Raw genomic sequence first — 12,750 nt, forward strand, 5'->3', positions numbered from 1 at the left:
ATCTTTGCCGGAACCGAAAGACACATCTCAGGCTGATACTCCCCTGACGGACGACTGTTGAGATATCTGCAGAGCAGCAATCCAGGCCTGGCCAAGGCTCAAACCGCCATCATTGGGCGGCACCCGCCGTGGCACGAGCGGGGTAAGGCCGGCCGCGCTGCAACCGCGCGGGATTTCATCCGCCAGCGCCGCGTTCAGAAAGCAGCCGCCGCTCAGAACGACGGTATTAACGCCCGTTGTCCGCGAAGACCGCGTGACCCAGTCAACGCAGGCAGCGGCGAAGGTGCCATGAAACAGCCCGGCTCCGCCCACCGGGTCAATGTCATCTGCAATCAACCGCGCAAACAGCGGACGAAGCGACAGCACGCCGCCATCGATCGTCCAGCCGGCTTCGAGAATCGCAGTCCGCCGCACAAGCGCCTCGAGCTTCATCGCCGCTTCGCCCTCATAGCTCTGCAAACTCGCAATCCCCAGCAGCGCCGCTGCGGCGTCGAACAACCGGCCCGCACTGGTCGTGGTGGCCCCGCCCGGCTGTTCGAGCAAGGCCGACACACATCCAGCCTGCCGTTGCGACGCAAAGCGCGGCCCGATTTCGTTACCCCGGCCGAGCGCGTGTAATACTGCGCTGGCCATGCGCCACGGCTCGCGGGCTGCACGATCTCCACCAGGCATTTGCAGGGGCGCTAAGTGCCCGATGCGTCGGCACCCCGTCCCTTCGCACAACAATAGCTCGCCACCCCAGTTTCCTCCCCCGGAGCCAAGGCCATGGCCATCGAGCACCAGGGCAAGCGCAGGTCCCGCATGGCCATGCTCGGCAATCACTGCGGCGGCGTGTGCGTGGTGATGCTGGACAGCGACCAGCGCGCGGCCATTTGCTTCCGCAAACCGGGTAGAAGCCATATCAGGATGCAGATCATGGGCGATGGCGACAGGCTCTACATCAAGGCTCGATGTAAGGTGTCGGATCGTCTCCTCGAACGCGCGGATGCCTTCGGCCGTATCCAGATCGCCAATATGCTGGGAGACGAACGCTTCGTTGTCCCGCGTGATGGTGACGGTCGATTTCAGTGCGCCGCCGACGGCGAGCACGGACGGCACCGACTTCGCAAGCCTGATCGGTTCGGGAACATAGCCGCGGGCACGACGAATGAATTGCGGCCGGCCAGCCACCACCGACACCACGGAATCATCAGCATGCGTCACTATATCGCGATCATGGGTCACGATAAGATCGGAGATCCTCTCGAGCCGCCGCAGCGCCTGCGCGTTGTCGATCAGGAGCGGTTCGCCGCAAAGATTGGCACTGGTGGCGACGATGACCGGGCCGGTGCCCGCATATGCTTCTGCCGAGCGAAGCGCATGAAGGATGAGGTGATGCAGCGGCGCTACAGGCAGCATGACACCCACTCGCGATAAGCCAGGAGCTATGGCGGGCGCCAAATTGTTGCGCGAAGGAAGAAGGACGATGGGACGTGCTACGGATTCGAGCAGCGCAAGCTCGGGCGCGTTAGCCTCCGCGATCGCGCTGACGCGCTCTATGGAATCTACCATAACCGCGAACGGCTTCTGAAGGCGCTGCTTTCTCCTGCGCAAACGCTGCACGGCGTCCTGGTTACGCGCATCGCAAAGAAGCTGGTATCCCCCCAGCCCCTTTATCGCCACTATTTGGCCCCCCGCGATAGCCGCGACAATGGCGCTGATCCCATGGCTGAGCCGAGGCCCGCATGTCGGACACGCGATCGCCTCCGCATGAAACCTGCGGCTCGCCGGATCGGCATATTCGGCCGCGCAGGCGGCGCACAGCTTAAAAGCCCCCATCACGGTGTTGCGGCGGTCGTACGGAAGCCGTTCGGCGATGGTGTAGCGTGGGCCGCAATGGCAGCAACTGATGAAGGGGTAATGGTAGTGCCGATTTTGTGGATCGAACAGCTCGCTGAGGCATTGCCGGCAGACAGCAGCATCAGCAACGATCTGCGTTGACAATTTGCCGCCTTCGCTCGTGCCGATCAAAAAGCCTTTCGCCCCGAGCCCCGCAGTTTCCCGAACGCAGATGTGGTCGATGCGTGCCAATGGAGGCGCCTCGAGCGGCAACGTGACGACAAACTCCGACGTGCGGTGGCCCTCGACTTCGATCGTAACGCCCTCGGGGCCATTGATGACGAACCCCGCCAATCCGTAGCGCGTGGCGAGTCCATAGACGTAAGGACGAAAGCCAACCCCTTGCACGGCCCCACTCACGCGCACGCGCAGCCGCGTTCGGTCGCAGGTGGTTAGGGCTCTCATCGCCTCGTGTCCTCTAGGGCGCGCCTCTGCTGCCCCGCCTGTCTATCGATCCAGGCGTACAGCGCGCCAAAACCCTCGCCCGTACGCGCCGACACTACAAGCACGTCGATCTTGGGATTGACTCGTCTCGCGTATTCGATCGCCTTTCCCAAATCGAAATCAAGCAGCGGGGCCAGATCAATCTTGTTAATCACCATGAGCGAAGAAGCGGCAAACACATCAGGATATTTGAGCGGCTTGTCTTCACCTTCGGTAATCGACAGCACTACAATCTTGCAAGCCTCGCCAAGGTCGAAGGCTGCGGGACAGATCAGATTACCGACGTTCTCGATGAAGAGAATACCCCCCGTGAGCAGCGGCAAGCGACGATAAGCCTCGCCAATCATCGCAGCGTCGAGATGGCAACCCTTGCCGGTGTTGACTTGAATGGCTGGCACGCCGGCGGCCCGAATGCGTTCGGCATCGTTCGAGGTTTGCTGGTCGCCTTCGATGACCCCGACCGGCCGGCTACGCTTGAGCTCAGACACCCCGCGGACTAGCAGCGTCGTTTTACCTGCACCGGGACTGGACAAAAGATTAAGTACAAGCAGGTCCTCGGCGACAAAGAGCGCGCGGTTGTCCGCCGCAATTCCATTATTCTTGCCAAGAATATCGCGCCCGATCTGAATGACCCGCTCTCTGCTCTTGCCCGCGACCTTCAAGCCAGCCGGGCCAGCGCCGCCACTCAGAAGCGCCTGCCCACCATGAGCCTGGTGATGGGCAGAGGGATGGCGACTATGACTATCGCCTGCATGGTTTGAACGCTGCGGGCCTTGGTCGCCATGCGGATAGGCACGATGGCGATCGCAATCGTCCAGCACGTGGGCATCGTATCGCTGATGGCTCTCCGCATCATGCGCTTTGGCGCGTTTGGTCGATGGCGTCTCTTCGGTGCAGCCGCAAACGGTACACATCAATCGATCTCCAGCTCTTTCACGCGCATCTGTTCGCCCGCGGTTACCTGCAACTGATAGCTGCCGCAGCAAGGACAGCATTCACCGCGTCGCGCAATCTCGACGCTCTTCGAACAGCTCATGCACCAGGCAGCACCTGGCAGTTCGACGATATTAAGGACTGCACTCTCGGCAACAGTCCGCGTCGCGACGACAGCAAAGCAGAACCTGATCGCTTCCGGCGCGGCATGACTCAGCGCTCCGACCTCTAGACAGACACTCCGCACCCGCGAAAACGATCGGTGACGCACCTCCTCCTCGACGATTTGAATGATGCCAAGACAAATCGCCACTTCATGCATCGCCAACTTCGCGAAAATTGAGAGTGAACCCGACGCACGGATCCAGCGATGCAATCACCGCATCGACTGCATCCCGACGCCGTCTAGCCGTCAGCACCGCGCCCTGCAGGCTGCGGACAAGCGGTCCGCGCGGGTGGAAATTCCACTCCGTCGGCGCAAGGAATTCGAAGCGGGATATCCGGCCCTGAGGATCAAGCTCAACCGCGTGGTAGAGACGCCCCCTGGCGCATTCGACCGCGGCCGCGGCACGGCCGGGCCCTAACTTATATCTTTCGATAATCCCATGCTCCGCCGAGTCAATCTGAGCACCGGCCTTGAGCCACGCACATAACCGGAGCGCTTCAGCAATTCTGGCCCTCAGCCGCTCGGCCGCACCGGTGGGGCTCGGCGAGAGCCGATCACGCGTCACTCGGCGCGCCCATGGGCCCGTCTCGGGCACATGTCCGTCAAGATCCGGACAATAGCAAAATGTCGCGCCATCCACGAGCAGCCGTTTAATAATGTTGAGGTCGTCAGCAACGGACAGGAACGAGTGCCCCGCCGGAATTGACTTCAGGTCGATCTCATCAAGCGCTGCAATGCGAAGCGCCAATGGGCTACCGGACCTCACCGCGTCCCGCTCATTCGACATGCCGAGAGCGTTCAGCGCAGCCACGATCCGCGCTGTTTCTTCGCATTGAGCGGAGCCCCAGGCTGGCTGGGCGCTGCCGAGAAGGGCTGACATTCTCCGCATAAGAACGCGGATTGCCGCCGCACTGGCGATGTCTTGCGCAACATGTCCGACAAACAGGCCCCGAAGCAAATCCGTGATGCGCTCGATTACGATAAGCGCAATACGATGCTGTTCTGTTGTGCGGGTGGCCACTTGGTCGCGCGCCGTCTCGATCGCGGACAGCAGTGCAATTTGCTGCGCAGCGGCACACAACGCAAAGAGCCGCGGCAGCACCTCGAGCAGCAACGAGACTTGTTTGCCAGCAAACAGTCGCGCCAGCGGCGGCCGGACTCGCGGCTGGATCTCGATCGCGGCGACTACGTCGGCAGCTAGCGATACGGTGACATCGATTTTGTTTAGGGCAGCGAGGCTCATGAGCACCGCTCCACCAACTTCCTGCGCGAGGTATGCCGGCGGTCGCTGCGTCCGCGCCGTCTAGGGGGTCCCACCCGACACCGAACATTCTCCAAGGTCTTCATGTGAAATACGCCTTAATGATTTCCTGCATGCGCTCGGCCGAGTCCTGGAAATCTTCGTCGGCAGCCAACGCAACAATCGGCACGCCGCCGACCTCCAGCGTATCAAGGATGATGTTGTCCGTAGAACTGAAGAACTGCACCGACCAGACGTTCCTGATCCCGGTCGCCTGCACTCGGCACGAGCCGTAGCCACGGAAGATGAGTTGGACCGGGCCATTGCCCACGCTTTGCTGCAGGAATGTCAGGTCGACAACGCTCATCGGCAGCAAGGTGAGATTGATGACATGCGTGCGCATCCCAAAGCGCCAGACGCGCGCCCGCTCGCGTATTTCGGCGAGCACCGGTTGCACGTTCATCGCGCCATCCGGCGCCGCGCCAATCGCAAGATCGGCGGACGTCAGGTCAGTTGCGGCGCGGAAGACAATCTGCGGGATCGCTCCGACCTCAAGATATTCGTGCGCCGGCTCGCTCCCGATGCGCACGCGCCAGATTCCCGCAAGCGCAGACTCCCGGATTTGCGCGAAAGAGCCATCTGGCAGCGCAACCACGCCGGCGACCTCACCTTCTCCGAGCACTTCGCCAATCAGCTTGCGCTCGGGATCGCTGAGATTCCCGAGTCCGTACAGTTGTGTCCGAGCGCAGCTTCTCTGGCTGCCAACGGCAGCAGCGGCATTCGATAGCAGCGCCATGGCATTTGGGTAGTTCCTTGCAAGCTCGTCGCCCTCGCGCCAAGCGCGCTTGGCGAGCGCACTCGCGCTCGTCAACCCGCTATAGAATACATCGAGACTTCGAAAGCCCGTAGCGAGGTCACTCGCCGTCCCGTCGGCGTCGGCGGATACAACGCGGATCGCCGTTTTCATGATGCGATGATCCGTTGGCTGCATCGAGAGGCAATGCACTTGCCGACACAAGCGTTGCCGGCGTGTGGCCGAACCATCGGTACCGGGACGCGGCCGAGCCACCCAACCAGTTCGCCACCTACGCCGCGCGCAGGCACTGCACCTTGCAGGCGCCGCCGAAACGCCTTGACCATCTTAGGAAGTAGGAGTGCGACGTGGATGATCCGGAGCAAATATAGGGGATCGGCCGCCGGCAGCTGCATCACGGCCGTTCTCACGGGAGCGTGCACGACCAGGCGCGCATCGACGCTGACGCCCTCCACGTCGTACCAAGCGGGCCGCGCAAGACCATGTTTCGACGGCTGCAATTTCATCACACGCCTTCCTGAAAATGTTCGGTCTGCTAGCAGGGTATTAGCAAGGCGTATGCCAATCACGGTCTGGCCGCGACCCGCGCTCGAAGCAACGGCTCGAAACCTGACATTTCGATGCAAGGTTACGTGCGACGGGATGCGATTCGTGAGCAAGCCTGGTCGGCGCAACCGGCGAGGGGAACTGCTAGCGTAGGTGCTCCGGCAATTGCGGCTCATGACCGATCAAGTCGGCAAAGAAGCGATCGCAGTCCTGGCCGTTGAGGCTGGCCTCAAGCCCGTGAAGTGCTTCCGAGATCAGCCTCGCTTCATTTTCGGTCAAAAGCCGCACCGCGCTGTCGATATGAACGAGCACCTTGGCGCCGGCCGAGGCGTCGGAGAGCAGCAAGATCGAGACGCGCCGCCGTTCATTGCCATACTCGCACAGCGCCGTGATGCCGTCGGTCTCGACAATCGTCATTGGCAAGCCAAGGCACATGGTCAGTCTCGGGCCGCTAGATCGGCCGCGCCCCGATCTCATAGTTTGCATGGTCGATATTGTTCGCCAACAGCCGTTCTGATGCAGGCAGCGGCGCGGTCCGCGGCTTTGCCGGCGAGTCCCACTGCGCCAGGAGTTTGCAAGCCAGTTCAATCGCAGGCGCAATCTGAAGGCGTACCGGGGTGGTCAGCGGACCGCCCCAGTGCTCCAGGTCCAGCGGCTGACAGCCGATGAGAGCGAGCTCTCGCGGGCGGCGGCCAAGCAGGTCGGCCGCACTCAAGACCTCCTGAAAGCCGGTCTGATGCAGGCTCACCTTCTTGGCGGCGGTAAATTTTGGCACTTCGTCATCTCGCACAAGCTTCAACTGCCCGGGCAGCAATCCATAATCGATGGCATCGAACACGATCAGGCAATCGGACTGCTCAAGAAAACTGACGAGGTAGAGCCCCTGTGTGCCGCCATCGAGGACGGTTACGTTGTCATCGGTGGCGTAGCGGCGATGAAACTCCTCGACCACCCGCACGCCGAATCCCTCGTCGGCCCACAGGATATTGCCGATGCCGAGCACCAGGATCCTTTTCTTGTCTTTCGGATTCAGCATCTGCTTCCCAGTCAATCGCGAAACCGCGCTCACCCGATATCAAAGAGATGCTCCGGCGCGCCATGAGTCTTCCCGGACCACCGCGTAGATATGGACCAGCGCAAAGGTCACGATCACCCACAGGCCGAGATGATGCCAGGTATGGACGTCCTGACTGTTCGGCCAAATTGAAAATACCCAGCCGAACAGCTTGTACTGCCAGCTGTCAGTATCGGCACCTTGCCCATAAAGTGCAAAGCCTGTGACGACCATGAACGTGATCGTCTGCGTAAACATGAAGAACATCGCGAGCTGAGCAAGACGGTTGCGCCCGACGGGCCTCTCGGGCTCAACTGTAAGGAACGCATACCAGCGAATCTCGTGGTACACCTCTCGCCATAAGCACTTGCGCCAGAGCGGCACCCAAAAGATCTGCATGGCATGCGCGTTTCCGATTAAAGCCCAGTAGATCCGCAGAAGAAAGCCGATACTGAGCACATATCCCGCCGAGAAATGAGCAAAGCGGATATAGCCGAACAGGAAATTGCCGCTTGCCTCTCCCGACATCGCCGGTGTCCCGGTTCCAATGACATAGCCGGTTAAACTCAGCATCAGTATGGCCGCCGCATTAACCCAATGCCACAGTCGCACCGGCGCGTAACTGATGGCAATGCCGATGCTCCATTCAGTGGGTTTCGCATCGACGGCGGCAAAGAGCTTCCGAGCTCTGTCCCCAATGTCGTTACCGAACATTGATTGAGGCCACTTCCTGGCCGTCAGGACTCATCACGTGGGTCGAGCAAGCCAAGCACGGATCAAAGGAATGGATCGTGCGCAAGATCTCCAGAGGCCGCTGCGGATCGACCATCGGCGTACCGATCAGGGAGGCTTCGAAAGCGCCAATATTGCCCTTGGGATCGCGAGGAGATCCGTTCCACGTCGTCGGCACGACACATTGATAATTGTCGATCTTGGCGCCCTTGATCTTGATCCAGTGCCCAAGCGCACCGCGCGGGGCCTCACTGAACCCGTAGCCCTTGGCCTCCTTGTGCCAGCTTTCCGGCTTCCACCTGCTCACATCGGCAGTTGCCGTATTGCCTGCCTTGATGTGGATTACCAGCTTATCCTGGAAATAACGCATCTGATGCGCCGCCCACTGGCATTCGAGCGCCCGCGCCGCAGTACGGCCAAGCGTCGAGAACAGCGCAGTCAGGGGAAGATTGAGCCCCTTGAGCAGTCTCTCGGCCGGCTCCTTGAACTCGGCTTTGCCTTGCGCATAACCGATGATGTATCGCGCCAACGGCCCGACCTCCATGGCGTGGCCGCGCCAGCGCGGCGCTTTGATCCAGGAATACTTGCCGCCTTCGTCGAGTTCCTTAATATCTGTCTTGCTGCCTTTGAGTTTTGGCCCAAGTTCAAAATGCGGCTCGGTGATACCGTCCCAGGGATGCAGCCCGCAGCAATCGCTGGGGTATTTGTACCATGAATGCGCGACGAATTCCTGGATCTGCTCGGGATCACCATGGTCGATCGGCAGTATCTCCTTGAGATTGCCACCAAGAATGACCCCGCGCGGCAGCTTGAAACTTTTGGCGGAACAGTCATTTGCGTTTTCGGGGATGTCGCCATAGGACATCACGCTCTTGCTTGAAAGTCCGCCGCCATGGAGCCAGTCCTTGTAGAACGAGCAGATCGCGGCAATGTCGGGCAGGTAGACCTGCTCGACAAACTCGATCGAGCGCTCGATGATCGAGGCCACGATGTTCAGTCGCTCCATATTGATCGCACCCACCGCACCGGGTCCGTCGATGTTGATCGCGCAGGGCACGCCACCGACCAGCCAGTTCGGATGCGGGTTCTTACCACCATAGATAGCTTGGATCTTGACGATCTCCTTCTGGAAGTCCAGCGCTTCCAGATAATGCGCTACAGCCATCAGGTTCGCTTCCGGTGGCAGCTTGTAGGCCGGATGCCCCCAATAGCCGTTCTTGAACGGACCGAGTTGTCCTGATCCGAAGAATTTGGTGAGCCGGATCTGCAAATCCTTAAAATAGCCAGGGGACGACAGCGGCCAGGGCGAGATAGACTGCGCGAGCGCCGAGGTGGACTTCGGATCGGCCTTGAGCGCGGAGACAACGTCGACCCAATCCAGCGCGTGCAGGTGATAGAAATGTACGAGGTGATCATGCACGAGCAGGCACAGCTGCATGATGTTGCGGATCGAATTGGCATTCTCCGGAATCGCAATTCCTAGTGCATTTTCAACCGCGCGCACGGAGGTGAGCGCATGGGTGCCGGTGCAGACCCCGCAAATCCGCTCAGTGAACGCCCAGGCGTCGCGAGGATCGCGCCCGCGCAGGATGACTTCGATGCCACGCCACATCGTCCCGCTTGAGACCGCATTGCGGATCACATTGTCGGAATCGAGATTGGCTTCGACACGCAGGTGGCCTTCGATCCGCGTCAGCGGGTCGATGACGATTCGCCTGCCTGAACGATCAAGATTGAACCCATTCGGTGTCTGGACGGCCACCGTCGCCCCCTCCTCAACTCGGTTTGCTTTTGTGGGCTGCGCGATCCGGCTTGTGGGTCAACCGCTTCACGGCGGTGACCGCCGCATGGGCAGCGACGGTTAGCCCAACTACGCCGGCAGCGGCCATGCCGATCTGGTCGGCGTTCTCCTCGATCCCGAACTGCTTGATGGTTGTGAGTCGGTCGTAAAATGACCCCTTATCCCAGAAGCCGTCTTCGGAGCAGCCAAAGCAGCCGTGGCCGGATTGAATCGGAAATGAAACGCCGCCGTTCCACCGAAGGGCCGAACAGGCATTGTAGGTGGTTGGTCCCTTGCAGCCCATCTTGTACAGGCAATAACCCTTGCGTGCATACTTATCGTCCCACTCCTCGACGAATTGGCCAGCGTCGAAATGGGAACGCCGATAGCACTTGTCGTGAATGCGCTCGGAATAGAACATACTTGGGCGCCCTTGGCGATCGAGCTCCGGAAGCTTTCCGAACGTGGTGATGAAAGTCACGAGGCCACTCATGACCTCTGCGATAGGCGGGCACCCGGGCACTTTGATGATCGGCTTGTTGGTGATCACCTTATCGATCGGGGCCGCGCCAGTTGGATTGGGCTTGGCCGCTTGCACGCATCCCCAAGACGCACACGTGCCCCAAGCGATGATCGCCATGGACTCTTCCGCCATGGACCTGAGCTTTTCAACGAACGGCTTGCCGCCGTCAATGCAGAACATGCCACCCTCGTTCAGCGGTGGATTGCCTTCGACGGCGAGCACATACCTGCCTCTGTACTTGGCACGAGTTTCCTCCAAGATGGCTTCGGCCTGGTGTCCCGCCGCCGCCATGATCGTATCGTCATAGTCGAGCGAAATCATCGACAGCAGCGCGTCCTTGATCAAGGGATGGGCCGAGCGGATAAAGCTTTCCGAGCAGCAGGTACACTCGAGCCCGTGCAGCCAAATAACCGGCAAACGCGGTTTGGTCTCCAGGGCGTTGGCAATACTGCTTGCGGCGAGCGGACCAAGTCCCAAGCTCGCGGCAGTCAAACTGCAGAATTTGTGGAAACTACGGCGCGTCATACCCTGACGTCTGATCACGCTGTAGAACGTTTCCGTTGCGCCACCCATCAAGCGTTCCATGTGAGTTGTCGTCGGCCATAGCGAATTACTGACGTTCAGCAAGAACCAAGCCACCGAAGCGAAACATTTGACAGATACCATGTCACCGCTTCGAGATCTGCGGACTGTCGAAAGCAGCCAGCGAACCACAAGCTGCGCGATTGGTGTGTCATGCCAATGGTGTCCGGTTTTGGACGTCCATGTGAGCACTTCAACAGAGCAGCACGATGGTTCACTACTGCACGGCGACTACGCCTTGCTCGCGTTTGCACGACCGCGACGCTCACGCGTCGCGCCGGTCGCTCAATGGAATTGGTGCAGTTGACGGGCACCGGACTGCCCTCCAGTCTTAGTCAGACTTGACGATTGCTGGCCAATGGGGCGTTAATCCGCTCATAGTCGCAACCGCGCAAGCAGTCTGTACCAAAGCGCCTGTCGAGCGACGAAGGCGAGCCGCGGCGCGCACACCGCCGTCGCTTTTTAGGTCTGATCGATCCAATCTGCCTTTGATTCAAAGTGCCGCGCCGCACGGCATCGCTGCAGGATGTAAGCGAGAGCCTGGAGAGCTATCACGAGCGCTCGTCGCGCGAGCCGATCGATAGCAATTCGCGATCGTCTTGGCGCATCGCTTCTTCGCGATAGCGGAGGCAATCACGTTCTTGAAGCACTGGCGCGACCCGCGCCAAACGCGGATATCAGGTAACGGCGCCGACTTCAGTCGACATCGATGCGTAGCAGCACGTCTGCCGACCACCCAAAACGGTTGGCCGAGCCTTTCGGCCAGAAGCGGATTATCGGATTATTGCAGCATAGACGATATATTGGACTTGTTCGCGGTAATACTTCCGGATTTCTCCGGGTGCTGCCGTTCCGACCACCACGACGAGACGCTCCTTTGGGTCGCAGAAAAATTGTGTGCCGTAGGCGCCAGTCCAAGTGAACTCACCTGGATTACCCGGAACCGCCGAGAGACCCTCGTTTATACGTACAGCTACTCCGAGCCCGAAGCCGAAACCGGCACGGTGCGCCTCCACATTGGCGACCTTATTTTTGATCTCTGCCCCGAGGTGGTCGGAAATCATGTGGCGCACCGTCTTCGGACCGAGAATGCGCTGCCCATCGAGCTCCCCGCCGTTGAGCAGCATTTGTCCAAAGCGCACGTAGTCACCGACTGTCGCAAATGCGCAGGCTCCCCCGCAGTCAAACTTCGTCGAACTTTCGAGGAGCTCGATGTCTTGTGGCTTTCCCGTAAGCGGGTCGGCTGGAAATGGACGTGCGAGGCGTTCGCGTTGCGATTCAGACAAATGGAAAGTGGCATCCTGCATCTCGATGGGCTTCCACAGATTGCTGGCAAGATAGTCGCCCAATCGCTGTTCGCTGACCTGTTCCACGACAGCTCCCAGCACATCGGTCGAGAAGCCGTACTCGAATTCCGTACCCGGTTGGTGCGCCAGCGGCAGCTTGGTAATGGTTTCGATGAACGCCTGCTTATCGCCCCTTAGTGGCGGAGCGGCGAAATCGGGATAGAGCCGCGCCACTTGGTCTGAGCTGTCAGGGGGCACGCCGTAGGTGAGCCCGGATGTGTGGCGATAGAGATCGTGGATGTAGATCGGAGAACTCTGCGTTTGAAATTCCAATGAGCCGTCATGCTGTGGCACTCCCACCTTCATGTTTGCGAATTCCGGGTAATAATCCGTAAGCCTGGCCCGTAGAGGCAGGCGACCTTGCTCCATGAGGATAAGTCCCGCAACGGCCACCATCGGCTTGGTCATAGACGCAAGCCCGAACATCGCGTCGAGCCGCATCGACGTTCCTTTTGCAGGATCGAGTTGCCCATACGCCTTGTAGTGAATCAGCTTGCCGTCCCTGGCGATTGCAACCACCGCACCCGGCACGCGTTTACTAGCGATTTCGCGAGCGAAGAACTCGTCGAGCTTGGCGAGGCGCTGCTGAGAAAAGCCGAGGTCCTGGGCCGTCGCTTCGGGCAGAGGCGCGGGGTGGACTGAATTGAAGCCGATTCCAGCAACCGCAGCGGCCATAACAAGCTTGTTCATTGTAGCCTCGCAAAGATTGATG

Annotated in this window: 10 protein-coding genes and 1 pseudogene; all 11 read right to left on the reverse strand. The window is 60.0% G+C overall.

What is annotated here, in order from left to right; all coding sequences use genetic code 11:
• Positions 1 to 27: 27 nt before the first annotated feature.
• The 11 genes and pseudogenes from hypF to CVM73_RS20055 all read right to left on the reverse strand — a co-directional run bounded on the left by hypF (position 28) and on the right by CVM73_RS20055 (position 12,728).
• Positions 28 to 2,283 (reverse strand): carbamoyltransferase HypF, encoded by a 2,256-nt coding sequence (gene hypF / locus CVM73_RS19995; RefSeq protein ID WP_100233589.1) that lies wholly within the window; start codon positions 2,281 to 2,283, stop codon positions 28 to 30.
• The gene (gene hypB / locus CVM73_RS20000; protein WP_167406932.1) at positions 2,280 to 3,236 is read right to left on the reverse strand and encodes a hydrogenase nickel incorporation protein HypB; all 957 of its coding nucleotides are present in this window, start codon (positions 3,234 to 3,236) and stop codon (positions 2,280 to 2,282) included. The genes hypF and hypB overlap by 4 nt, the downstream gene beginning before the upstream one ends.
• Entirely contained in the window at positions 3,236 to 3,577 is a 342-nt protein-coding gene (gene hypA / locus CVM73_RS20005) for a hydrogenase maturation nickel metallochaperone HypA (RefSeq protein ID WP_100233590.1), read from the reverse strand. The genes hypB and hypA overlap by 1 nt, the downstream gene beginning before the upstream one ends.
• The gene (locus CVM73_RS39765) at positions 3,570 to 4,664 is read right to left on the reverse strand and encodes a hypothetical protein (RefSeq protein WP_158237593.1); all 1,095 of its coding nucleotides are present in this window, start codon (positions 4,662 to 4,664) and stop codon (positions 3,570 to 3,572) included. Before CVM73_RS39765 ends, hypA begins: the two co-directional genes overlap by 8 nt.
• Positions 4,665 to 4,764: 100 nt before the next feature.
• A complete protein-coding gene (locus CVM73_RS20020; RefSeq protein ID WP_167406933.1) occupies positions 4,765 to 5,628 on the reverse strand; it encodes a hydrogenase expression/formation protein in 864 nt (287 codons plus the stop codon).
• 537 nt (positions 5,629 to 6,165) lie between these two features.
• A complete protein-coding gene (locus tag CVM73_RS20030) occupies positions 6,166 to 6,456 on the reverse strand; it encodes a HypC/HybG/HupF family hydrogenase formation chaperone (RefSeq protein WP_100233592.1) in 291 nt (96 codons plus the stop codon).
• Between the two features lie 16 nt (positions 6,457 to 6,472).
• A complete protein-coding gene (locus CVM73_RS20035) occupies positions 6,473 to 7,057 on the reverse strand; it encodes a HyaD/HybD family hydrogenase maturation endopeptidase (RefSeq protein ID WP_100233593.1) in 585 nt (194 codons plus the stop codon).
• A gap of 19 nt (positions 7,058 to 7,076) precedes the next feature.
• Positions 7,077 to 7,789: pseudogene (gene cybH / locus CVM73_RS20040) on the reverse strand (Ni/Fe-hydrogenase, b-type cytochrome subunit); the annotation flags it as partial.
• Positions 7,779 to 9,569: a nickel-dependent hydrogenase large subunit gene (locus CVM73_RS20045; RefSeq protein ID WP_100233595.1), complete on the reverse strand. Its 1,791-nt coding sequence runs from the start codon at positions 9,567 to 9,569 to the stop codon at positions 7,779 to 7,781. The gene CVM73_RS20045 and the pseudogene cybH, both read right to left, overlap by 11 nt.
• A gap of 13 nt (positions 9,570 to 9,582) precedes the next feature.
• Complete coding sequence (locus CVM73_RS20050; RefSeq protein WP_100233666.1) at positions 9,583 to 10,683, reverse strand: hydrogenase small subunit; 1,101 nt, start codon at positions 10,681 to 10,683, stop codon at positions 9,583 to 9,585.
• 782 nt (positions 10,684 to 11,465) lie between these two features.
• Positions 11,466 to 12,728, reverse strand: coding sequence for a serine hydrolase domain-containing protein (locus tag CVM73_RS20055; protein ID WP_100233596.1), 1,263 nt, complete (start codon positions 12,726 to 12,728; stop codon positions 11,466 to 11,468).
• Positions 12,729 to 12,750 lie beyond the last annotated feature (22 nt).

Origin of the sequence: Bradyrhizobium forestalis (assembly GCF_002795245.1) — a bacterium.
Taxonomy (GTDB): domain Bacteria; phylum Pseudomonadota; class Alphaproteobacteria; order Rhizobiales; family Xanthobacteraceae; genus Bradyrhizobium; species Bradyrhizobium forestalis.

Bases quoted from the DNA above. Each gene is read 5' to 3' on its own strand.
- hypF (WP_100233589.1), bottom strand. From the start codon at position 2,283: ATGAGAGCCCTAACCACCTGCGACCGAACGCGGCTGCGCGTGCGCGTG.
- hypB (WP_167406932.1), bottom strand. From the start codon at position 3,236: ATGTGTACCGTTTGCGGCTGCACCGAAGAGACGCCATCGACCAAACGC.
- hypA (WP_100233590.1), bottom strand. From the start codon at position 3,577: ATGCATGAAGTGGCGATTTGTCTTGGCATCATTCAAATCGTCGAGGAG.
- CVM73_RS39765 (WP_158237593.1), bottom strand. From the start codon at position 4,664: ATGAGCCTCGCTGCCCTAAACAAAATCGATGTCACCGTATCGCTAGCT.
- CVM73_RS20020 (WP_167406933.1), bottom strand. From the start codon at position 5,628: ATGAAAACGGCGATCCGCGTTGTATCCGCCGACGCCGACGGGACGGCG.
- CVM73_RS20030 (WP_100233592.1), bottom strand. From the start codon at position 6,456: ATGTGCCTTGGCTTGCCAATGACGATTGTCGAGACCGACGGCATCACG.
- CVM73_RS20035 (WP_100233593.1), bottom strand. From the start codon at position 7,057: ATGCTGAATCCGAAAGACAAGAAAAGGATCCTGGTGCTCGGCATCGGC.
- CVM73_RS20050 (WP_100233666.1), bottom strand. From the start codon at position 10,683: ATGGGTGGCGCAACGGAAACGTTCTACAGCGTGATCAGACGTCAGGGT.
- CVM73_RS20055 (WP_100233596.1), bottom strand. From the start codon at position 12,728: ATGAACAAGCTTGTTATGGCCGCTGCGGTTGCTGGAATCGGCTTCAAT.